Below are 23,107 nucleotides of genomic sequence, written 5' to 3'. Positions count from 1 at the left end.
AACCCATCCTCCACCGACCCAGCAAACGCCCGGCCAAACTCATCTGGACACTGCTGGCCGTCGCGGCACTCGCCGCCGCCGTGATCGTGGTTGTGCTACTGACCACGGGCACCAGCAGCGACTCGCACCCGGCCGGGCCGGGCACCGTGGTCGGCAACAGCGGCACCGGCGGCCACGTGCCGATCGACCAGTGCCGACCAACCCACGTCGTCCACCCCTGCTGACCCGAGCGAGGCGAGCCGCCATCCGCACCGGACGGCGGCCGGCCCCGAGCGGCTCTACGGGCACGCGCCCGTAGGCACCACGACACGGTGCGGCGAAACCCACTCGAGGAGGGGACTCGCCATGAACCACAAGCGTGCGTCCGGCGTGGTGCTGGAAGCTGGTGAGCTCACCCATGTAGCTGGCACGGTTGTTGCTGGCACGACCGCCGGCGCTGATGGTCGCCTGCCGTCAGCGGCCCGCGCACTCAGCTGCTTGCTGGTCGTATTGCTCGTTGTCGTGGGGTTGCTGGCATTGCGCCACGGAATGCATCACCCCACCGCCGCCGCCGTGACCATGACGTCGTCAGGGCCGAAGATCGCCGAGCTCTACGACGACACCCGGCGGTATGACGGTCTGCCTGGACGTACCCGGCTATCGCTGCCCAAAGTGGATGGTGACCAGGTGGCAGGTAGCCTTCCCTACCTTCCTGGGCCGTCCCGAGCAGCGGCCGCCCATGCCGCTGCTCTCGTCCTCCAGCGCTACTGCGCCAATCCCGACAAGGCGCGGATGCGGCTGGTCGACGAAGCGTCCGTCGGCGGCTTGCACGGGAGCCAGCACCGGGGCGGTGGCTGGTGGAGTGTCACCGTCCAGACCAGGTCGCCAGCCTCGCCACCCATCACCATCTCGTTGTTGTGGACAGACCCGTCGTACAGCTGGGCTGGCTCTTTGCGGCAGCTCGTCGGCTGCGCGTAGCCGACAGTGACCGTGGTTCAAAACGGTCGAGGATCGCATCCCTTCATGTCACCGCGCGCTCAGCTGCCTCGTCATGTGGGGTGTACCTGTCGGCAACGCAAGGGAGCCCCCGGTGGCGCACGCACCGCGGCGAGCGGGGACCCGGGCGGGGCGAGCGGCGCAGTTCCTCGACGACCGGGTCCCCCTGGCCCGGTTCACCCGCACGGCGCTGAACAAGGTCTTCCCCGACCACTGGTCGTTCATGCTGGGCGAGATCGCGCTCTACTCGTTCATCGTGCTGGTGATCACCGGCATCTTCCTGACATTCTTCTTCGATCCTTCGATGGCACAGATCACGTACCACGGCCGGTACGTGCCGCTGCAAGGCGTCATTGTGTCGAGGGCCTACGCCTCCACGCTCAATGTCAGCTTCGATGTCCGCACGGGGCTGCTGGTCAGGCAGATCCATTACTGGGCCGCACTACTGTTCCTCGCAGCGATCTTCCTCCATCTGCTGCGGGTCTTCTTCACCGGAGCCCTCCGCAAACCGCGCGAACTGAACTGGCTGATCGGCCTCCTGCTGCTCATTCTGGGCGTGGTCGAGAGCTACACCGGTCACCTGCTTCCCGATGACCTGCTCTCCGGCACCGGCCTGCGCGTCGTCGACGCGAGCATCCTCTCCATCCCCGTCATCGGAACGTGGCTCTCGTTCCTGCTCTTCGGCGGCCCGTTTCCGGGTCATCTGATCATCGGACGGCTCTACATCGCACACGTGCTCCTGATTCCGGCCGTCCTGATCGCAGTGCTTGGAGCCCACATCGCGCTGGTTGTGAGGCAGAAGCACACCGAGTTCCCCCGCGCGGGCCGCAGTGAACAGACGATCAGCGGTAGTCGCCTGTGGCCGAACTATGCGGCGAAGACCGGCGGGCTGTGCTTCTTGGTCTTCGCGATGCTGGCTGCACTGGGTGGGATGGCGCAGATCAACCCCGTCTGGCTTTACGGTCCATATGACCCAGCCCAGGTGGCGGCCGGCTCCGGGCCGGACTGGTATCTGGCCTTCGTCGACGGTGCGAGCCGACTGTTCCCGGCGTGGGAGATCCGGCTTTGGGGCCACGACGTGCCGCCGGTGTTCTGGGCGACCGTCGTACTCCCCGGCATCCTGATCGTCGTCGCCGCCGCGTACCCGTTCATCGAGGCCCGGCAGACGAAGGATCGGTCCGCCCATCATCTGCTCCAACGTCCGCGCGACGCTCCGGTGCGCACCAGCCTCGGCGCGATGGCGCTCACCTATGTCCTTGTCCTCTTCGTCTCCGGCGGTAACGACGCCGTCGCGAATGCGTTCGACATCTCGCTGAACGGGATGATCTGGGCCGGCCGCGTAGCGCTGCTCACCATGCCTCCGATCGCCTACCACGTGTCCGACCGCATCTGCCTCGGTCTGCAACGGCACGACCGTGAGGTGCTCGAACACGGCATCGAGACAGGCATCATCAGGATGCAGCCCTCCGGGCAGTTCATCGAAGTCCACCAACCAGTCGCCCTGCCCCACCGGGACCAGCGGAGCAGTCTCAGCTACGCCGGCGCCCCGGTACCCAAACGGAGTCGTCATGTCACAGCAGAGCGGCGAGATTCGTCCTAAAGGACATGACGAACTCAGAACCGATGACGGTGTTGATCACCGGTGGCAACAAGGGGCTTGGCCTCGAGGCGGCCCGGCGACTCGCAGAGCGGGGCTCGACGATCTTTCTCGGATCGCGTGACGAAGCCCGAGGACGAGTCGCTGCGGACACTCTGACGGATGGCGGCGCGAAGGTGGTTCTCGTCCCACTGGACGTGACTTCGGACGAATCGGTGACCGATGCCGTGCGGTGCGTTCGGGAGCACACAGACAGTCTCGATGTGTTGATCAACAACGCCGGCGCGCCGGGCGACGGGACTGCGCCTGCGGATGCGACGGCGGACGAGATCCATTCTGTCTATGACACCAACGTGTACGGACCGATCAGGGTCACGCATGCGTTCCTTCCCTTGCTGCAGGCGGCGGAGCACCCACGAGTGGTGATGGTGTCCAGTGCCGGGGGTTCCTTCACAGTCGTGACGGATCCGGAGCAGCCCTTCTCGAGGATCCACGAGCTCGGCTACAGCTCATCGAAGGCGGCGCTGAACATGATCACGGTGCGGTACGCCCAGGCGCTCCCGGAGATCAAATTCAACGTCGCCACACCCGGAGAGGTCGCGAACCGCAAGTTTGCCGCCACCGACATGAACAATCACACCGGCGAGCTGACGGTCACCGAGGGTACTGACTCGATCGTCGCACTCGCGACCATCGACGCCGACGGGCCTAGCGGCACCTTCATCGACCGTCTCGGACCTGTCGCGTGGTAGCCGCTGAACCCACCGAAGATCACAAACCATTCTGGAGGTAGGCATGCGTGTCCTGGCCACCACCGGCGACGGCACCGCCGCACCCGTTGACGCCCCGATACCTGTACCGGGGCCACGGGATGTGCTCGTCCGGGTCGAGGCTGCAACGATCAACTACGTCGACCGGTTCGTCACGTCCGGCGCCGTACACCAGTTGGGTTTAATCACCCACGACCGCCCGGTCGGGCTCGGATGGGATGCCGTCGGGCGGGTTGAATCAGTCGGACCCGGCGTTCGGGGAGTCTCGGTCGGCGCCCGCGTCGCGGGGGTACGGGTGGCCGACGACACCATCGACGGGGCGATCGCCGAATTTGTGATGTTTCCCGAGGCTGACGTCGCGCTCGTGCCCGACACTCTCACCTCGATCGAGGCCGCATCAATCGGCATGAACGCCCTGACCGCCGCCCAAGCTCTCACGATGTTCGGAGTCGCGGGTGGGCGCACCCTGTTGGTCACCGGAGCCGCCGGCGGCCTGGGTGGTCTCGCGATCGAGCTGGCAGTCGCGGCAGGTTGGACGGTGACCGGCCTGGCCCGCGAGGGCGACCGGGAGTTCGTCGAGTCGCGCAAGGCCCGGCTTGTCACCGATCTGGACGGCACGACCTACGACGCCGTGTTCGATACCGCCCCGCTGCAATTCGATGACCAGGTGCTCAAGGTCGCTCTGCTGCCGTCGGTGGCCTCCGCCGGCACGTTCTGCAGTGTGCTATCTCTCCTGCCGCTCCCAGACGTTCCCCACGCCACCGTGTTCGCTGTCGAGGTCAAGCCTGACGGGCCGCTCCTCGCGTCGCTGCTGCAACGCGCGGCGGAGGGGGAACTGACCGCCCGAATCGCCGGCACCGTCCCACTCGAACGGGCCGGCGGCACACTGCTGTCGGCGTTCTCCGGCGGAGTCCGCGGCCGCTGGATCGTTCAGCCCACGGTGTCGAGTTGACCGGTCTATCGTGATCCCATCCCGAGGCGAACGGGGGAGCTGTCATGGGCGAGCGTTTCGCGGCCCCAGCTGCCGGCGTGCGGTCCGATGCGATCGAAAGGCCGACTGCGGGGCAATGGGCCACGCCGCCGAGGATCGGCGCGGGTCTGCCCGGTCAGATCCGGGATGCTCTCGCCGATCTGCCCTGGTACGTCATCACGCCGTTGCTGCGCCACTGGCACCGGACCTGGGGGGCCACGCCGGCCGAGGTCGCAGCACCGATGCCTGGCGACGACCTGCTACCCCGGGCCCAGTACCGGACCACGCGTTCGATCACCATCGATGCCGAACCCGAGGACGTGTGGCCGTGGCTGGTCCAGGTCGGGTATCGGCGCGCCGGCTGGTATGCGGGCGACCTGCTGGACAACTTCGCGCGTCCGAGCGTTCGGCGGATCGTCCCTGAGCTGCAGGATCTTCACGTCGGTCAGTGGCTCGCCATGGTCCCGAAGCCGTCCGAGCGCACAGCGTTCCAGGTCGACAGCTTCGTCGAGCCGTCGTGGCTGCTGTGGCGCTCGCCGAACCGCGTTTGGGCGTGGCGTCTGGCCCCGCTGCCCGGCGGAAAGACTCGGTTGATCAACCGGATGAAGACGATTTACGAGTGGCGGCGCCCGCTGGTGCCGATCACGGTGGTGCTGATGGAGTGCGCCGACTACGCGATGATGCGCCGGATGCTGCGTGGCATCCGGGACCGGGCCGAGGCCCGCGAACGTTAGATACCAATACGCAAGCGCCTCGGGATCATTCAGTTCGCCTCATGTATCGGCCGAACCTCCACTCCGCTGAACGGCGCCGAGGCCTCGGGCACGAACCCGGCGAGTCTGATCGCTTCGTCGAGATCAGGCGCCTCGAGTAGGTAGTACCCCCCGATCGCCTCCTTGGTCTCGACGAACGGGCCGTCGGTGGTCACCGGACGGCCGGCAGAGTCGGCGCGCAGGCTGATCGCCGCCCGTGTCGGCTCCAACTCGGCTCCGCCGAGCAGCGCGGCCCCGGCCTCGACCGCAAAGTCCGCATGTCGCGCGGCGTTCGTCTGCTGCCACTGTTCCGACGCGCCGGCCCACCGCTGCTCGTCTCCGTAGATCAGGACCAGGAACTTCGCCATGTCACGCGTCCGATCGTCATGGAGCCCAGTTGGCTCGATCAATATTCTGACGAACGGGGTGGGCCCCGATCGACAGGGCTGATCGGCATTTCTCACCCTCGCTAGATGATCTTGGCCGTCTCTCCACGAACACACCCGTTGACACGACGGCGGGGTGCGGTTAGCGTCCGACCCCTTCTTCTACAGAGACAAATAAGTGAAGGAATGAATGGCCGCGAAAGGTGATCAGGGCACCGTGCGGGCGTTGAACAGTCGGCTCATCCTGCGCCTGTTGCGGGAGGAGGGGCCGGTCAGCCGCAGTGATCTGGCGGGCCGCACCGGCCTGAGCAACGGCGCCGTCACCCGGATCGTCGGCGAGCTGATCGATGAGGGTCTACTGGTCGAGCAGTCGGTCGGGGTCTCCACCGGTGGCCGACGCCCGGTGCTCCTCGACTTGGACACTTCCACCTGGGTCGTCGCCGGTCTCAAGCTGATGGACGACGCGATCTTGGCAGTGCTCGTAGACCTCAAGGGCAGCGTGGTCGCCGACCGGCGGTTTGCGTTGCGCTCGCAGACGACGAACACAGTGCTGGAGCGGGCGGCCACAGCGGTCGAGACATTGCTCTACTCAGCCGACGTGCCCAGGGAACGGCTCGCAGGGATAGGCCTGTGCATGCCGGGCGCCGTCGACTGGCGGAGCGGGATCTGTCGGCTCTCTCCGTCCTTCGGCTGGCGGGGCGTGCGCGTCGCGGATCTGCTGCGTGAGCGAGTCGGTGTGCCCGTCTCGGTGGACAACAACGTGAACGCGCTAGCTGCAGCCGAGAGCCTCTTCGGTCGGGGCCGACGGGAACGCGACTTCGCGGTGATCACTGTCGGGCGCGGCGTGGGCGCCGGGTTCGTCCACAACGGCGTCGTCTATCGCGGCTACAGCGGCGGGGCCGGCGAGTTCGGGCATCAGGTCAGCGAGTTGGGAGGGCGGCGCTGCGAGTGCGGCAAGGACGGCTGCCTCGAGGCATACATCGGCGACCACGGGCTGCTCCAGCGCGTACGGGAACTCGGTGGTCGCTTCAGACAACTCGACTTGGACGGTTTCCTCGAGTTGGCGCGCGTTGGTGATCGCCAGGCGGAGCGCCTGTACGCCGACGTCGTCAGCCGGCTCGGCGTCGCCATCGCCAACCTGGTCAACCTGCTCAGCCCGAGGCTGGTAATTCTCGGCGGCGAGGCGTCGTTGGTGAGCGAACGGCTCCTATCCGACCTCCGCGAGCCGATAGATGCTCATGTTTTTGGTGGCTTGTCCGGCAGCTTCGCGCTGGAGATCGACGACTGGCGCAGCGACCGGACCGCTTGGGCCCGCGGCGCCGCGAGCCTGGCCATGGAGCACGTGTTCGATCCGCTGCTTCGGAGCCCTGGCGTGGCCATCGCCTGAGGCGCGTCCTCCCGGATCCCGACAATCAAAGGAGCTCCTACATGTCAGGCACCAAATACCGCAGAAGACTGCGCCTCCGCACAGCCGTTGCGGTAGGTGCGCTGGCCTCGGGCCTGGTGGTCGGCGCGGCCGGTGTCGGCTCTGCCGCACCGACTGACGCCCGCGGCGCCGCCGGCGCCGGTCCTACTGGGCAGGTGATCACCGATATCGCGACAGACAAGTCTCGCTACTCACCCGGGGAAACGGTGAGAGTGACGATCGGTGTCACCAACAAGACAGGCCGCCCAATCAGGAGCGGCGCGGTGACCTTGAACTTCACGGCGCTGCAACAGGCGGCCGGCCGGCCTGTTCGGCAGCCTCTCAGTCTGAGCGAGGGTGCATCGCGCACGCTGACGTTCACCTGGAAGGCGCCACGGGCCGACTACACGGGCTACCTGGCTCGCGCAGTGGCGACCGACGCGTCCGGGGGGCCACTCGACTCCGCCAACGTCGCCGTCGATGTTTCTTCATCGTGGGCCCGCTTCCCTCGCTACGGATACATGACGAACAACTCGTTCGGGAAGAGTGATCTGTCGCCGGCGCAGGCCGCATCGGTGATGAAGACGATGTCGAGCTACCACATTGATGGCTTGCAGTTCTACGACTGGCAGTACAACCACGACCAGCCCCTGTGCGGCACCGTCAGCGCGCCATGTTCCTCATGGATCGACGACGGCAACCAGCGCACTGTCTACGCTTCTGCGGTCAAGGATCTGGTCGGCGCCGCTCACAACAAAAACATCGTTGCGATGCCCTACAACGCCATCTTCTCGGCGGATAACGGCTGGTGCTGCGGTGCTCCGGACTACCACACGCAGGGTCTCGGTATCAGTCCGACGTGGGGCATCTACCAGGACACGAGTCACACGACGCCGCTGTCGTTCTTCCAATGGGACTACATGGACCCGAGCAACCCGGACTGGCAGCGCTTCCTGATGAAGCAGGAGATGGCCGCCATCCAGGCCTTCGGGTTCGATGGCTATCACGGCGACACGTTCGGCGACCCCGACACGATCGACTACAGATACGACGGCCAGCCCGCCGGCGTCGCGAGCAATTCCTGCACGACTGATACCGAAACGGCCAACAGCAGCACTCCGGTGCATAACGTCGCCGGTTCGCCTACCTGGATCAGCGGAACGTTCCCGTCCTTCTTGAAGTACGCCAAGAGCGTCCTGGGCCGCAAGTATCTGATGTTCAACCCGGTGAGCTACGACCACGCCCACTGCGAGGCCAACACCAGCGCGGCCGATCTTCTCTACACGGAGCTATGGCCCAACGACCAGGACCAGTACTGGGACTACAACACGCTGAAGAAGGCCGTCGACCAAGGTTTTGACGAGAGCGCCTCGGCCAGCCCGACCGGACGTGGAAAGTCGCTGGCGGTCGCCGCGTACGTCGACTACACCAACGGCGGCGGTGGAAGCTTCGATACGCCGGACGTGCTGCTCATGGACTCAGCCCTCTTCGCCAGCGGTGGGAGTCACGAAGAGCTTGGTGACTCGGGCCAGATGCTGGACTACCAGGAGTACCGCGCGGGGGCCACGCCCATGAGTGCTTCCCTGTCGCGATCGGTTCAGAGCTACTACGACTTCATGACGGCTTATGAGAACCTCCTGCGCGATCGACAAACCAATACGGCCCAGGCCGTCTCGATCGACGGGCAGGCGGTGAGCAGGAACGCGGCGCCGAACAGCGTCTGGGCGTTCACCAAGGCCGACGCGAGTCACGAGATAATCCAGTTCATCAACCTCGTGGGGCAGTCCAGCACCCTGTGGCAAACCGGCAAGTGCGACGGATGCTCGCACATCACGTCGCCGCACCCGGCCCCGACCCAGCTGACCAATGCCCACGTCAAGTACTACTACCGCCATCGCCCGAAGGCGGTCATGTTCGCCTCGCCGGACGTCAATGACGGGACGACCTATCGGGTGCCGTTCACGACCGGCGCCGACGCCAAGGGTTCGTACGTTTCATTCACTCTGCCCAGGCTCAACTACTGGGACATGGTCTACCTGAGCCAGACAGGCCCGGGCGACGCACCCACGCTCCCTTGAGAATGCAGGATTCCTGCGCCAAATCGCATCGTCTGCACTCGAAGCGAAGGTGAGTGAGCTAACGAGAACTCGACGTATCCCAAGCCAGGAACTGAGACGCCAACGACCGCGGCGAGACTGCGACCGCGCGTCGCGTTGCGGTCGCAGGTTGTGCTCGGCCGCGCCGCGAACCCTTAGCTCTCCCATCGTTGACTTCGGCACAACCTAGTGCGAACGCGCCTCAAGGTCCACAGGTACGGGTCGTTGGCGAAGATCCTGTCTTCCTACTCGTACGAAAGACTGCTACAAACACCGATGCTCGGCCCAGTCACCGACCAACGCCCGTCGCACTGACCTACGGGTGCCCTCCCGTCGTCAAGATCATCTAGCCGCGAGGAAGACGATCCTTGAGCGCGCAAATCATCAGCCTTCGTCCCCGAGTAGTTACCGTGCGCGCCGCGTCGTTCAGTGACAGGTGGCCGCGAGCGAACACCCGGAGTCCGGTCCGCTCTTTCCGGGATCGGGTCGCGTCCATTGACTCCCCAAATCGGCCGCCGTACTATGGGCCACCATATTTTGAATCGTTTCATCATTCGCGTCGCTGCGGAAGGGTGGACCGAAGATGCTGAGATACGTCGCCAAACGCCTTGTGATGGCGTTCGCGATTATCTATTTCGTCGTGTCTCTTTCTTTCTTCATGATCCGCCTGATGCCGGGCAGTCCCATGGCTGCTCTCGAGGGCAAACTCATGCAACAAGGCGGCATGTCCCCACAAGAGATCAGGCAACGCGTCGAAGCGGTGTACGGCGTCACCCCCAACGCACCGGTCTGGCACCAGTACGTCGAATACATCCGCAATGCATTCCACGGGAATCTCGGCACGTCCATAGCCAATCCTGGTGAGTCCGTCGTCCACGTCATCGCCTCCGCCGCCCCGTGGACGATCTTCATCGTCGGCACTTCTCTGGTCATCAGCTTCATCCTCGGCATCGCCATCGGTGCCCTGATGGCAGCGTTCCAGAACAGCGCCTTCTCCAAAGTGATGACGTTCGTCGTGTCGTTCCTGAGCGCCATCCCGAACTACCTAGTCGCCATCGTGCTGCTGTACTTCCTGACCGACATCTATCACTACTTCCCGATCTCAGGGGCGTATGCGGTCGACGTCACGCCCGGCTTCAACGCCCCATTCATCGCCAGCGCGATCGATCACGCAATTCTGCCGATCACGGCGTTCGTCATCACGTCCTTCGGAGCATGGGCGCTCGGCATGAAGGGGACAGCCGTGTCGGTGCTCGGCGCCGAATACGTCCGAGCGGCGGAGACACGAGGTCTCAGCCCGAAGCGCGTGGCACAGTCCTACGTCGGCCGCAACTCCATGCTGCCGCAGGTAACCGGGTTGGCCCTGTCGCTCGGTTTCCTCTTCGGCGGCTCGGTATTCATCGAATTCTATTTCAGCTACCCCGGACTCGGCTATCACCTCATAGAGGCCATCAATTCACGTGACTACTCCGTGATGATGGGCTGCTTCCTGCTGATAACGACAGCGGTCATCGTGGCCAACTTCCTCGTCGATCTCCTGTATCCGGCGATCGATCCCCGCATCGCCCGGCCGGCGCTCAGGCGCCAGGTCGCGGAGCCCGACGAGCCCGTAGCCGTCGGAGGGGTACAGGTGTGAGCTTCCTCCGAGATTTCTGGCGCATCGCCCGGTCGGACTGGACAGCCCTGATCGGTGCGGTCGTCGTGTTGCTCTACGTCGTGATCGCCGTCATCGGCCCCTACATCACGCAGGCGTCCACGGCTGCGGATCCGAGCCGCGCCTACCTGACGCCTTCATTGAGCCACCCACTGGGCACCGACTCCTTCGGTCAGGGTGTCCTATCCGAGATCATCGTGGGCACCCGACCGATCATGGAGGTAGGCGTACTCGCTGCGCTGATCACCGTCTTCGTCGGCGTCGTGGTAGGCCTGGTGAGCGGTTACCTCGGTGGTACTGCGGACAACGTGATCATGCGCATCACCGACGTATTCCTGACCATCCCCGGCCTTCCTATCGTCCTGATCATCTCCAGTGTGGTGCGTAGCGCGAACCCGGTCGTACTGGCCCTCATCCTCTCGGTGGCCGCCTGGCCGGGCCTGGCTCGCGCCGTCCGCTCGCAGGCGCTGAGTCTCCGAACCAGTGACTTCATCGAAGCGGCCCGGCTGCAGGGGGCATCACTCAGCAACATCGTCACACGCCAATTGCTCCCGAACGTCGGCCCCTACGTCGCGATTCACTTTCTGCTCGCCATAACCGGCGCGATCTACGCCGAGGTCGGGCTCTTCCTCCTCGGCATCGCCCCAGTCAGCGGCACCAACTGGGGAGCGATGATCAACTCTGCAATGAACCAAGGCGCGCTCTACACGACCAAGAGCATGCTCTATCTCTTCTCGCCAATGGCGGCGATCGTCATTCTCCAAGTGGCGTTCGTGTACTTCACCAGGATCCTGGACAGCCTCTTCAACCCTCGGTTGCGAGTTCAATGATCACACACGACGGAGACCTGGCCGGTGCGTCCGTGCACCAGGCAACCGGAACGATAATGGAGGTGGAAGACCTCACGGTCACATTTGGAAAGGGGAGCGGTTCTGTCCGGGCGGTCGAGAATGTCAGCCTTGATGTGCACGTCGCCGATATCTACGCAATAGTCGGCGAGTCCGGTTGCGGCAAGTCGACCCTTGCCTACTCCCTTCTCGACGCCATTCCGCCGCCGGGTCGTGTCACCTCCGGCGAGGTCCGGTTCAAGGGCGTCGCTCTCAAGAGCCTGCCTCCCAGGGAGCTGCGCAGGATCCTCGGCGCCGACATCGCCATGGTGTTCCAGGCGGCGATGAACTCCTTCAATCCCGTCATCACAATTCGCGCTCAGGTCGATCACATCCTGCAGGCCCACCCCGACGAGTTCCCCGATCCCCGGGAAGGTCGGGCCTACTTCGAGCAACTACTCGAATTGGTCCGGTTGAAGCCCGCCCAGATCTGGAGGGCCTACGAGAGTCAACTGTCCGGCGGCATGAAACAGCGGGTCGCCATCGCACTCACCCTGCTGTTGAGGCCGTCAGTGGTCGTGCTGGACGAACCGACCACAGCACTCGATGTGCTCAACCAACGACTCGTCATCGAGATCCTTCGCGACCTGCACCGCGAACTCGGCATCACCATCATCTTCATCACCCATGACCTGTCGGTGGTGGCGGAACTCGCGACCCGGGTAGCGGTCATGTACGCGGGCCGCCTGGTCGAGGCAGGTACCGTCCGCGAGGTCTTCAAGGCGCGCCGACGGCATCCCTACGTACAAGCCCTCACCGATGCCATTCCGAGCATTCTCGACAAGGGCCTCGCGGTCCGCTCCATCGGTGGAGAGGTTCCGAACCTTGCCGAGCTACCCGCAGGGTGCCGGTTCGCCCCTCGCTGTGGGCACGCGCGTGATGTGTGCGGAGAGGTGGAACCCCCGTTGCTCGCCGATGCGCATCACCACCGGATCGCATGCCATGTGGTCAACGAAGATGCGGAGGCGGCGATTCGATGAGCCTGCTCGAAGTGGACCATGTCACGCACCGATTCCCGTCGGCGGAGCGGCCGGCGTTGAAGGATGTGAACCTCAGCGTCGGAAACGATGACATCGTCGCCCTGGTCGGCGAGTCCGGCTGTGGCAAGACCACCCTCGGCAAGATCGTCGCGGGCCTCCTCCAACCGAGCACCGGGTCGGTGCGCTTCGAGGATCGTGAGATCTCGGACCTGAGAGGTAAGTCAAAGAAGGTCTGGCGACGTCAGGTCCAACTGGTACACCAGGACCCGTACAGCTCCCTGAATCCAGGACTGACGATAGGAACCACGCTCGGATACGGGCTGCTGCGCCACGGCTTCGCCACGCATCGGACCGTCGAGCCACGCCTGCTCGAGATCCTGCGGCAGGTCGGTCTCGACGCGACCCCGGCCTTCCTGCGTCGTTACCCACACCAATTGTCCGGCGGACAGCGGCAGCGAGTCGCGATCGCGCGCGCCATCAGCCTCGAACCGAATCTGGTCGTGGCGGATGAGGTGACCAGCATGCTCGATGTCTCGATGCGGGTCGCCATCCTGGATCTGCTGCTGAAGTTCCGAGAGCGGCAGCAGATCAGTTTTGTGTTTATCAGTCACGACTTCGGTGTCGTCCGGTACTTCAGCAGGGGCGGGCGGATCCTCGTCATGTTCTACGGCGTGGTCGTCGAGGACGGACCCACCGAAGAGGTCATCGCCAACCCCCGCCACCCCTACACGTATCTGCTGCTGCAGGCCATTCCGGTGCCGGACCCCGACGTCGCAGACATGCGTGCAGAGAACGAGATCTCCGACCGTCTCGAAGGCGGGGCTTCGCACCGGGGCTGCGTATTCGTCGACCGCTGCCCGTTTTCTGATGACCGGTGCCGGGAGGTGCCGCCACTGACCGAGGTGGCACCCGGGCACAGGGCGGCATGCTTCTTTCCCGAGCGCATCCCAACCATTACCCGATCGATGACGCCGGAGGAGGATCACGGCGATGCGGCAGGCCTACGCCAAAGTGCTGGTCCGGGTCGGCATGACACTGCTTATGCTGGCGGTTCTCCTCCGGCTCGCCGGAATGTCGAAGGCTGATCTCGTGGGCGACGACTTGGCCATCATCAGCTCACTCACGGCGATCGCGGTGGGTGCCGCGTTCGCCGCACCTCGCGGGTCGCGCAGACCACAGAGCAGGAGGAGGAACCAATGAGGAGAAGGACGCGTCGGCGGATCGTACCCCTGGGCGTCGTAACCACCGCGCTCTTGCTCGTGGTGCCGGCCTGCACCTCGGACTTATCGGGATCGAGCGGCAGCAACGGCGGAGTAGGGAAGGCGACGTCCAACAAGGTCGTCGACCCAGCCGACTACTCGTCGACGCAGTCGGCGTTTCGTATCGCCAATACCGCTTGGACGGGCGGAATCTCCGACAATCCCTACAGTCCCACGCCCACACCCTTCCTCAACCTGTCACTGCTCAATCTTGGCGCGTACTCGAACACCCTACGACCCGGGCCCAACCCGTACGTCCCGGAGTTGGCCGAGGGCTGGACGGTCGGCGATCACCAGATCACCTTCAACCTGCGCCAGGAAGCGAAATGGCAGGACGGATCGCCCTTCACCACCAAGGACGTGATCGACAGCTTCCTGCTAGCGGGTGCGAACGGCAACTCGGTGTGGGGGGACATCGCAGGGCTATCCGCGCCCAACGATCATCAGGTCGTCATCAAGCTCCACAACTGGGTCGTCATCGACAACGCTCTCGCATCGATAATGACGATCTGGATGGTTCCGTCCAGCCAGTACGGCAGCATCCTTCCGGCCGGATTCACCCAGAAGTTGTTGAGCTACTGGCACACCTACGACTTCCTGTCGCCCACGAAGAGCAGCATCGACGCGGCGGCCAAGTCGGCGGCCGGGAAGGTCGTTCTTGCGACCGGATCGGCCTTGGCCAAGTTCAATCCGACCAAGCTCATCGGAAGCGGACCGTACACGATCAAGTCCTCCAGTGAGAGCGGCATTCTGTTCAAGAAGTGGATGGGCTGGTGGGATCAGAAGGTCATCCGCGTTCCGTGGATCGAGATCGTTCCCGCCAGCGTCACTGCGGCCTTCGGGGGTCTGGCGGGCGGGACCATGGACTTCGAGCAGTTCGCCCAGTTCACTGACCCGCAGGTGGACAAGCTGAACCACTCCGGGAGCGGCCACTACGTCTTCATTCCCTCGGCGGTGCAGCAGGAGAGCCTGGTCTTCCACCTGGCCGACTACCCGTACGGAATGCTTCCGGTCCGGCAGGCACTCGCCTACCTCATCGACCGCAAGACCCTTACCCAACTGGACATGGGCGGCAAGCTCATCCAGGACCCGCCGGCGATCGCACCCGACGGCATCAACGACGCGATGGCTTTGCCGAAGTACATCACCAAGGCCCAGATGGACAAGATGAACCACTACGAACACAGCGAGTCGAAAGCCAGCGCTCTCCTGAAGAGTGCCGGGTTCAAGAAGGCTGGCGGTACGTGGCTGCTGCCGAACGGCAAGCCGTGGAACGTCACGATCACCGAAGAGGCTGGCTACTCGCAGTTCGACGAGGACGGTCAGGCGATCGCCAACATGCTGAAGAACTTCGGGATCAAGGCCCAGGAAGTGACGGTCGACGCCGGCACCTACGTCTCGCAACTCGAGGCCGGGAACTTCTCCATCGGTGAATGGTTCATGGATTGGGGCGGCACGCCGAACCCCCTGGCTGACTTCTCCGCCACCTTTGCGCAGGGTTCGTTGCCCGCCTGGAACTACCCGTCCTGGTACAACGGCAAGGGGGATCTGGGTGGCAATGTGGCGATCGGCATCGGTCCAGAGGCGAACGTTCCCGGGCTCGGGAAGGTAGTCGTCGGCGCCACGCTGAACCGGCAGGTCAACGAGGCGCCGAAGAGCAAATGGGCCGAGTACACCTATGACTGGGCGCGGTGGGTGAACCAGAATCTGCCGATCCTGCCGCTGTACAACAACGCCTTCCACGAGGCGTACGGGACGTCGCGGTACGCGGCCTTCCCGCCGGACACGGCCAAGTGGTTGTGGACGGGCCTCGGGGGCGCTGCCCAGCCGGTCGTGTGGCAGCAGGCCGGGTACCTGCAGATGACCCAGACGAAGTAGGACGCCGTCGGTGCCCGGTCGCGCCCTTTGGCGCGGCCGGGCAATGGGCGACAGGAGCTCCGACCTGCGGGGTCACGACTCGACTTCGCACTCCTGCGGATCGATGTGACCGAGGTTCTCCACCACCTTGAACGTCCCACCTTGGGACTGAGCGATGTACATGTTCATGCGGACGTGGTGTTGGCCGGGCACCATCTCGGCCGGACCACCTGGGCCTTTCGCGATGCGGGCGTGATCCAGCGCCCGAATGACGTCGCTCTGGTCGAGCGAGCCGCCTTCGTTGACGGCTGCCTCCCATAGCTTCAGGCCGCGATAGATACCCGAGCACGCGCTGCCGGCGGTGAAGGTCGCACTACCTGGGTATAGCGCGTCGTACCGGTTGAGGAGCTCGGTGGTGAACGGATCCTTGACGTCCCGGTAACAGTCGAGGCAGCCGTACAGACCCTCGACGTGCTCGGCCGGCACCAGGTTCAGGAAGTTCTCGTCGAAGTACGTGCAGACGAGCTGCCCGCCCCGCGCGGTGAACCCGGCCTCGTGGAGTTGCTCGAGGAACGGGGTAAGGCCCGGCGGCACGATGGTGTTGAACACGACCTCGGCTCCCGTGGACATGATGTCCTCGACCGTGCGCTCGTAGTCGGTGTGATCGAGCGGGAAGTACTCTTCGCCGACGATCGACCCGCCGTGAGTCGTGACGACCTCACGCACGCGCTTGTTCATCGTCAGCGGCCAGATGTAGTCGGCCGACGGCATGTAGAACTTCTTTGCGCCGGTCCGCTGCATCAGCCACGGGAAGAACGGGTCGACCTGCTGCGCCGGCACGGGGCCGGTGCAGAAGATCAGCGGATGGCACTCACGGCCCTCGTACTGCTCCGGATAGATGTACAGCTTCTCGGCCCGATCGACGACCGGTCCCTTGATGGCCTGTCGCGTCGAGCTGTAGATGCCACCGAGGACGACGTCGACCTGCACGTCATCGACGAGCTTCGCCGCGACGGCTTCCGCGATGGCGTCGTCGGTGGCGCTGTCCTCGATGAACAACTCGACCGGGCGACCGAGCAGGCCTCCACGGGCGTTGATGTCGTCGATCACCATTTTGGCGACATTGGCATTCGCGATCCCCATGAACGACAAGGGGCCGGACTGATCGGTCACGAGGCCGACGCGTGCCGGCCTGTTGCTGTTGGTGGTCATGGCCGGCCCCTATGCCCGGTACGTGCCGAGCACGGCCGCGGACTCCGGCTTGGCGAGATGAGTGGCGTCCTTGAGGACGGCCGGGACCTCGGGGTCGGACACGAAGTTCGTCCAGCCCTGCTCGTCCCAGTCGAAGATCGCCCACATGCGGTTCTCCTCGTTGGGGTCGCGGAACACCGTCGAACCCTTCGAGCCGTGCACCGCGCGCTTGTCGGCGCCCTGCTCGCCGAACACCTTCAGGAACTGGTCCACGTTCGCGACTGTCGTAGTTGCGAGGATCATCACGATTCTCCCTCTTGTCATTTGAGACGGCAGCCGGTGTGGCTGGTGAGTTCGATTCTTCTGAGCCGCCGTGGACGCGGCATCGGTAGAGCTACCTATTTCGCGCCGACAACCTCGTGCGAGACGGCCCAACGGGTTGCGGCGGCGCGGCCCGAGACATCGATCTTGGTGTAGACGTGCTGGATGTGGTGCTCGGCGGTACGGGCTGAAATGAACAGCCGGGTCGCGATCTCGCGAGCGGTGAGACCGTCGGCGACGAGGCGAAGGACCTCGACCTCGCGACGACTCAGACCGCCGGGCCTCACTTGACGCGCGATCGGGCTCCGCCGCGCCCGGTCGATCTGCTGCCGCGCGTATGCGGCGACCTCGTTGAGGTCCATCGCGGCCCCGCTTCGGGCGACTTCTTGCGCTCGCTTCGCACCGAGCCGCCGCGTGAGCCGTTTGTCGAGATCACTCAGCCCAGGTACGTGGCGCGCACCTGAAGGCTCGCGCGTGATCGCCGCCAGCAGCATCGCGGCGGGCTCCGGACGGTCGATGTGTTCGAACAGGGCGGGCACGCTGGCGACGGTGATGATGAGCTGGGGGACGTTGCCCACCCGATGGAACGCGGTGATCGCGTCGGAGAAGAGAACGAGCGCAGTCTCGGGTTCACCGTCGGACGTGTGCAGCCGTGCAGCATCGCGCGCGAGGAACCCCTCGAAGAATTCGACCCGGTGCTCTCGCACGAACGCGACGCCTTCGTCCCACGCTGCGAGCGCGCGTTGCGCATCTGCCTTCGAGAACGCAAGGCCGACGATCCAGAGCGCATACGAGATCCAGTAGGGATTTCCGATCTTCCGCGCCGCTGCGACAGAGTCCTCGGCGAGGGCTAGCGCCTCGTCCACGCGCCCGCTCGACTGCAAGCCGTCGACGTACGACGCGATGCCGTAGGCTCGTTCCTTCCCGTAACGCTGTGCCACCGCGCCGGTGAGTTCGACGTAGCGATCGAGGTCGCCGCAGTAGACGCTGCAGAGCGCTTCGATGAACGACGCGTAGCCCGGCTCGCATGCGTCATAGCGCGAGTCCACTTCGAGCTCGGTTGCCCGGTGCGCATGAGTCCGCGCTGCCTCGGCGCGTCCGGCGAAGCATGCGTAGCCCGCGGCGGTGTAGAGACGAGGGAGCCGGCGGACGTCCGCAGCCGTCGCGGCGTCGAGCAACTCCTCGGCCCATGCCAGGGTCTCGAACAGTTGCACGGAGAAACCCATCAACGCCGCGTGCGCCGCGATGTCCGTGGCGACCTCCACGTCGCCACGTCGTGAACTCCACGTGAAGCCGGAACGAAGGTTGTCGAGCTCGACGTCCACCCAGTCGACGGCGTCGCGCCACCCTGGCCCGTTCCAGCCATCCCATCGCGCCGCCGCCGCGTGCGCGAAGTACCTGGCGTGCCGATCGCGCGATTGCTCGAGCGCCCCGGACTCCGCGAGGCGATCCTCGGCGAACTGCCGGATAGTCTCGAACAAGCGGTACCGCGTGCGCGGCGTGGAGTGGTCGGCGACGACGAGCGACTTGCGCACCAACGAGTCAAGGTGCCCGAGGATCACCACGTCGTCGGCGTTGTCGACGACCGCGCTGACGGCCGTCAGGTCGAAGCCGGCGGCGAAGACCGATGCGGTGCGCAGTAGAGCGCGCTCGTCGTCGATCAACAGGCCGTAGGACCAATCCACCACATGCTGCAGAGTGTGCTGGCGGCCCGGCCCCGGTTCGGGTCCCTTCAACAGCCGGAACCGATCGGCAAGCCGGTCCCGGACGTCGCCGGCGCTCATCGCCGCCATCCGCGCCGCCGCGAGCTCGATGCCCAAGGGAAGCCCATCGAGCACTTCGCAGATCTCGACCACCGCGGCGGCTTCGTCAGGCTCCTCCAGCGCGAACTCCGGGCGCACGGTGCGCGCCCGGTCGACGAAGAGCGTGACGGCATCCGACGCCGCGCCACCCCGGCGCGCCAACGGCGAAACGGAGAGCAGCGTCTCTCGGGCAACTCCGAGCGACTCGCGCGATGTCGCGAGGATATTCACTTCCCCGGACCGACCGAGGATAGCGGCGATGGCCGGGACCGCCGCGGTCAACACATGCTCGCAGTTGTCCATCAGGAGCAACAGCCGCTTGCCCGCGAGCGCCTCGGCGACGGTGTCGATGAGTGCGAGGTTCCCCTGTGGCGTGAGGCCCAACGCTGTCGCGATGGCTGCGGTGACGGCGGCCGGATCGCCGATCGGCGCGAGGTCCACCAGCCACGTGCCGTCGGGGAATTCGCCGGCGAGCTCCGCACCCACCTCGAACGCGAGCCTCGTCTTGCCGACACCACCGACGCCGCTCAGCGTGACGAGCCGGTTCGACCGCACGAGATCTGCAACCTCAGTCACGAGATCTTCACGGCCGACGAACGAGTTCACCTGTTGCGGCAGGTTGCCCGCGAAGCGATCGACGGACCGCAGGACGGGGAATTCCGTCCGCAGTCCGTCGGCGACGACCTGGTGCACCGTCATCCGGCCATGGAGGCCGCGCAGGCGGTGTTCTCCGAGCGGCCGCAATCGCACGCGATCGTGCAGCAGCACCTCAGTCGCGTCGGAGACGACGACCTGGCCACCGTGTGCGAGTGACATCAGTCGCCCGGCGCGGCTCACGTCAGTTCCGAAGTAGGTCCCGTCGCGTTCGAGCGCTACGCCCGTGTGAAGACCCATCCGTACCCCGAGCGGGATCGTGGCTTGGGCAAGCGACTGCTGCGCGGCGACTGCCGCAGTGGCCGCGTCGGCGGCGGTCGAGAATGCCGCCGAGTAACCGTCGCCGCCGGTCGCGAACACGTAGCCGCCATGGCTCTCGATTGCGTCGCGGACGATCGCATCGTGCGCTTGCAGTGCGGCCGCCATGTCCGCGGGGGCGTCCTCCCAGGGTCGCGTCGAATCATCGAGCTCGGTGACCAGGAATGTCACCGTGCCGCCCGGGCGCGCCTTCGTCATGTCCGTCGGTGCTACCCGCGCGGGCTCCGCCCGGCCGCCGCGACCAAGCGCTCGGTGGCCGATGCATCAGCTGTCGGCTCGGTCGCTGACTGGATCAGACCTCCTGCCCGGACCTCATCTGTGCATGTCGCCTCTACTACGGCGCTGATCGCCGGCAGCGCCTCCGGGCTGAAGTCAATCGGACGGCCGACACTGGCCGAAAGGTCCCAGGCATGCATGATTGCGTCGACAGTGGCGAAATTGATGACGACAGCCCCCGGCACCTCGCCAAATGGGGTCGCGTGCGTCGCATCCAGCACACCATCGCTCCGCCACAGCGGCATCGTGCGCTCAACGATCTGGTCGGCGACGGGCGCGAGGTCACCATCGATGGGGACCGCACTCATGGTGTCGTCGACCGACGCGAGCTCTTGACCCGTGACCAAACCCGCCCACACCAGTTGGTTGTTCAGCGCATGGCTCGCGAGCCGGCGGACGGTCCACGGCTCGCAGTTCGTGGCGGTGTCCATCTCCGCGTCGTCGAGCGAGGCCACCACGGCACGCAGTTCATCCAACGAATACTGAAGTGTCGCCAACTGATCCATGGCCGCCCCCGTCACCCGTCCTGTAACGATACCCGCTTCTACGTCAGGGCGGCCTGAGTTGGCCGGCTCAGGACGCCGCCATGCGGCGCTGCTCGGCGATCTTCATCGCCTGCTGCCGACGGACGCGCTCAGGCACGACCTCCTCACGCTGCGCGGTCGGCGCGAACGAGTAGCGATCCGCGCCCAGCCCGCGCAGCACCGCCTGCTCGACCAGGGACGGGTCGTCGCGGTCGAAACGCATGGGCTCCCGCAGGTGAATGGCAGGGTTGATGATGGCCCGCGGCAGACGCAGCACGTTCTGGGCCTTGGCGTGCAACATGTAGGGATGCAGTAAATAGACGTCGCCGGTCCGGCCGGTCGCCTCGACGAAGTCGCTGCACTGACCGATCAGGCCGGGGGTGTCGATGTCCCGGGGTAGCACGCCCTTGGGCCGTTCGGCCAGGTAGCGGGCGACCGGGCCGACCGAGTCCGCGGCAACGAACGTCGCGCCGCCCTGGTGCTGCACCTCGGTCCAGAGCACCAGGGTCAGCAATCCTTGTTCGGGTGAGTCCAAGAAGTGCCGGAAGAAGTCGCCGTCCTTGTGCCAGCCCGGGGACTGTGCACTCGCCGGTTGCCACGGCCGGTCGGCGCCCTCGGACAGGTTGACGATGAACCCGTCACCCCAGACGTACGGCTGGACGATCCGCTCCTCGCCGCCGAGCAGATCGCACACCGCGTCCCACACCGTCGGCGCGAATTCCTTGACGTCGATCTGCCGGTGCGAGGGCATGTGGACAGACGTCTGTTCCCAGGTGGACTGATCTTCGGGATCGTATCCGAGCCGGGTCCAGATCGTCTCCGTGTATTCGCCTGCTGCTTCGGGTGTGAAGCAGTCGCGGAGCAGGATGTAGCCCTTCTGCACGAAATGCTCGGCCTGTTCGTCGGTCAAGAATCGATATCCGGAGCCCACTGTCCCAATCCTTTTCGCCGCCGGCTGGATCACGGGCGATGCTAATCCGTCCGGCATTGCCCGTCTACGTCCGCGACGAGACCCTGTGGTGCCATCCTGCCGCGCTCTTGTCGCACAGGTTCGGAACGGTCCGATCAGTCACCCGACGTAGGAGCGGAAGTGCTCGGGGTCAACCGCGTCGGTTGTCGACCGGGCAGATGCCTGTGATCCGGTGCGCGCAGCATTCTTGTCAGTCACCCAGCCGGCTGGTAGCGCCGGGCGGACGACCAGATAGATCAGCGCACCGAACACCGGGACGAGCAGAACAAGGAGCACCCAAAGCGCCTTGTGCCAGCCAGCCAGATCCGACCGCAGCACGATGTCGATCAGGCAAGACACCCACAGCAGGGTGACCGGGATGACGACCAAGCAGATCATCAATGCGTGCCAGAACCAGTCCATGTCCCCTACCTCCAGCAATCCGACCGACGTCGACGGGGCTTTCGAGTCAATCGTGGACGGCAATAGCGCGCCCCGGCCTCACCCTGCGCGGGTGATACCGTTGACAGCTGCCGGATGCTCGCCTCGATGTCCGAAACCCAGCCACGTATTGAGCGCCGCCCCACCCTGTCCCGCGGCAGTGGCTCGGATATGGCTTGCGCGCCGCTCGCTGGGCGGAGTTGCATGACCGGACATGAGCGAACGGTTGTCGGAGCATGCCCGGCGGAACCGCGAACTGTGGGACAGCCGGCTGAGCGCAGGATTCAGCGATCGGGCTCGCGAGCAATGGTCGTCCAGCCCGTATTGGGGGCTGTGGGAGATCCCCGGAGACAAGCTGCCGGTCTTCCCCGCCGATCTCAGCGGTCGGGATCTGGTCGAGCTCGGTTGCGGTACCGCCTATATCTGCGCGTGGGCGGCCCGGCTCGGTGCGCGCCCGGTCGGCGTCGACAACTCTGAGCGACAGCTGGCGACCGCCCGTGCGATGCAGGAGGAGTTCGGGCAGCGCTTTCCGTTGGTGCACGCCAGTGCGGAGGCGGTTCCATACCCAGATGGCAGCTTCGACGTGGCCATCAGCGAGCACGGCGCCAGCGGCTGGTGCGATCCGTACCGGTGGATACCGGAGGCCGCCCGGCTGCTCCGCCCCGGCGGCGAGCTCGTATTCATGCGCAACTCGACGTTGCTCACGCTCTGCCTGCTCGACGACGTACCTGCCGGGCGAACCCTGCTGCGCGATCAGTTCGGTTTGTGCCGCGTCGAGGATGACGCCGGTGGAGTTACCTTTCAGCTGCCCACCGGGCCGATGATTCGCCTGCTGCGCGACTCTGGGTTCGAGGTCGAGGATTTCATCGAGGTGCAGGCACCGGAGCGCGCCACCAGCGCCTTCGACTACGCCGACCCCGACTGGTCCCGGCGTTGGCCCAGCGAGGAGGTGTGGAAGGCCCGCCGCAGGTGACTGCTATTCGAGGCCTTCCGTCAGTCGACGTCCAGCCGGCGGGGTAGGCCGATGACCGAGCAGCTTGACC

At 65.3% G+C, this 23,107-nt stretch carries 21 protein-coding genes; 14 read left to right on the top strand and 7 right to left on the bottom strand.

Annotated features, from left to right (window positions below; all coding sequences use genetic code 11):
* From VGH85_08475 to VGH85_08450, 6 genes are all read left to right on the top strand, one after another.
* Positions 1–224 (top strand): hypothetical protein (locus VGH85_08475; protein HEY2173831.1); only part of this gene is annotated, 224 nt, incomplete at its 5' end.
* 121 nt (positions 225–345) lie between these two features.
* The gene (locus VGH85_08470) at positions 346–957 is read left to right on the top strand and encodes a hypothetical protein (GenBank protein ID HEY2173830.1); all 612 of its coding nucleotides are present in this window, start codon (positions 346–348) and stop codon (positions 955–957) included.
* A gap of 112 nt (positions 958–1,069) precedes the next feature.
* Positions 1,070–2,575, top strand: a complete 1,506-nt coding sequence (locus VGH85_08465; GenBank protein ID HEY2173829.1) for a cytochrome bc complex cytochrome b subunit — start codon at positions 1,070–1,072, stop codon at positions 2,573–2,575.
* A 23-nt stretch (positions 2,576–2,598) separates the two neighbouring features.
* Positions 2,599–3,324: an SDR family NAD(P)-dependent oxidoreductase gene (locus VGH85_08460; GenBank protein ID HEY2173828.1), complete on the top strand. Its 726-nt coding sequence runs from the start codon at positions 2,599–2,601 to the stop codon at positions 3,322–3,324.
* A 43-nt stretch (positions 3,325–3,367) separates the two neighbouring features.
* Complete coding sequence (locus VGH85_08455; GenBank protein ID HEY2173827.1) at positions 3,368–4,294, top strand: alcohol dehydrogenase catalytic domain-containing protein; 927 nt, start codon at positions 3,368–3,370, stop codon at positions 4,292–4,294.
* A gap of 44 nt (positions 4,295–4,338) precedes the next feature.
* Complete coding sequence (locus VGH85_08450; GenBank protein HEY2173826.1) at positions 4,339–5,046, top strand: hypothetical protein; 708 nt, start codon at positions 4,339–4,341, stop codon at positions 5,044–5,046.
* A gap of 29 nt (positions 5,047–5,075) precedes the next feature.
* Here VGH85_08450 and VGH85_08445 read toward each other — a convergent pair whose 3' ends face one another.
* Positions 5,076–5,432, bottom strand: a complete 357-nt coding sequence (locus VGH85_08445) for a YciI family protein (protein HEY2173825.1) — start codon at positions 5,430–5,432, stop codon at positions 5,076–5,078.
* A gap of 208 nt (positions 5,433–5,640) precedes the next feature.
* On the opposite strand from VGH85_08445, the gene VGH85_08440 reads away from it, so the two are divergent.
* From VGH85_08440 to VGH85_08410, 7 genes are all read left to right on the top strand, one after another.
* Positions 5,641–6,837, top strand: coding sequence for an ROK family transcriptional regulator (locus VGH85_08440; GenBank protein HEY2173824.1), 1,197 nt, complete (start codon positions 5,641–5,643; stop codon positions 6,835–6,837).
* 41 nt (positions 6,838–6,878) lie between these two features.
* Positions 6,879–8,933 (top strand): glycoside hydrolase family 66 protein, encoded by a 2,055-nt coding sequence (locus VGH85_08435; protein ID HEY2173823.1) that lies wholly within the window; start codon positions 6,879–6,881, stop codon positions 8,931–8,933.
* Positions 8,934–9,534: 601 nt separating this feature from the next.
* Complete coding sequence (locus VGH85_08430; GenBank protein HEY2173822.1) at positions 9,535–10,587, top strand: ABC transporter permease; 1,053 nt, start codon at positions 9,535–9,537, stop codon at positions 10,585–10,587.
* Complete coding sequence (locus VGH85_08425; GenBank protein HEY2173821.1) at positions 10,584–11,435, top strand: ABC transporter permease; 852 nt, start codon at positions 10,584–10,586, stop codon at positions 11,433–11,435. Before VGH85_08430 ends, VGH85_08425 begins: the two co-directional genes overlap by 4 nt.
* 62 nt (positions 11,436–11,497) lie before the next feature.
* The gene (locus VGH85_08420; protein HEY2173820.1) at positions 11,498–12,472 is read left to right on the top strand and encodes an ABC transporter ATP-binding protein; all 975 of its coding nucleotides are present in this window, start codon (positions 11,498–11,500) and stop codon (positions 12,470–12,472) included.
* Positions 12,469–13,557 (top strand): ABC transporter ATP-binding protein, encoded by a 1,089-nt coding sequence (locus VGH85_08415; protein ID HEY2173819.1) that lies wholly within the window; start codon positions 12,469–12,471, stop codon positions 13,555–13,557. Before VGH85_08420 ends, VGH85_08415 begins: the two co-directional genes overlap by 4 nt.
* 111 nt (positions 13,558–13,668) lie before the next feature.
* Positions 13,669–15,609: an ABC transporter substrate-binding protein gene (locus VGH85_08410; protein HEY2173818.1), complete on the top strand. Its 1,941-nt coding sequence runs from the start codon at positions 13,669–13,671 to the stop codon at positions 15,607–15,609.
* 72 nt (positions 15,610–15,681) lie between these two features.
* Here the strand turns inward: VGH85_08410 and VGH85_08405 are convergent, their stop codons facing one another.
* The 6 genes from VGH85_08405 to VGH85_08380 all read right to left on the bottom strand — a co-directional run bounded on the left by VGH85_08405 (position 15,682) and on the right by VGH85_08380 (position 22,046).
* Entirely contained in the window at positions 15,682–16,800 is a 1,119-nt protein-coding gene (locus VGH85_08405) for a substrate-binding protein (protein ID HEY2173817.1), read from the bottom strand.
* A gap of 9 nt (positions 16,801–16,809) precedes the next feature.
* A complete protein-coding gene (locus VGH85_08400) occupies positions 16,810–17,052 on the bottom strand; it encodes a hypothetical protein (protein HEY2173816.1) in 243 nt (80 codons plus the stop codon).
* A 125-nt stretch (positions 17,053–17,177) separates the two neighbouring features.
* Positions 17,178–20,072, bottom strand: a complete 2,895-nt coding sequence (locus tag VGH85_08395; protein ID HEY2173815.1) for a LuxR C-terminal-related transcriptional regulator — start codon at positions 20,070–20,072, stop codon at positions 17,178–17,180.
* Between the two features lie 11 nt (positions 20,073–20,083).
* Entirely contained in the window at positions 20,084–20,656 is a 573-nt protein-coding gene (locus VGH85_08390; protein HEY2173814.1) for a TIGR03086 family metal-binding protein, read from the bottom strand.
* A 67-nt stretch (positions 20,657–20,723) separates the two neighbouring features.
* Positions 20,724–21,584 carry a phytanoyl-CoA dioxygenase family protein gene (locus tag VGH85_08385; GenBank protein HEY2173813.1) on the bottom strand — a complete coding sequence of 287 codons (861 nt, stop codon included), beginning with the start codon at positions 21,582–21,584 and terminating at the stop codon, positions 20,724–20,726.
* Positions 21,585–21,743: 159 nt separating this feature from the next.
* Positions 21,744–22,046, bottom strand: coding sequence for a PLDc N-terminal domain-containing protein (locus VGH85_08380; GenBank protein HEY2173812.1), 303 nt, complete (start codon positions 22,044–22,046; stop codon positions 21,744–21,746).
* A gap of 232 nt (positions 22,047–22,278) precedes the next feature.
* Here VGH85_08380 and VGH85_08375 point away from each other — a divergent pair, with 232 nt between their 5' ends.
* Entirely contained in the window at positions 22,279–23,037 is a 759-nt protein-coding gene (locus VGH85_08375; protein ID HEY2173811.1) for a class I SAM-dependent methyltransferase, read from the top strand.
* Positions 23,038–23,107 lie beyond the last annotated feature (70 nt).

The sequence above is a fragment of the Mycobacteriales bacterium genome (genome assembly GCA_036497565.1).
Classification (GTDB): domain Bacteria; phylum Actinomycetota; class Actinomycetes; order Mycobacteriales; family QHCD01; genus DASXJE01.
The sequence above is the reverse complement of the archived record's forward strand: the minus strand, read 5'-3'. Positions and strand labels throughout refer to the sequence as shown.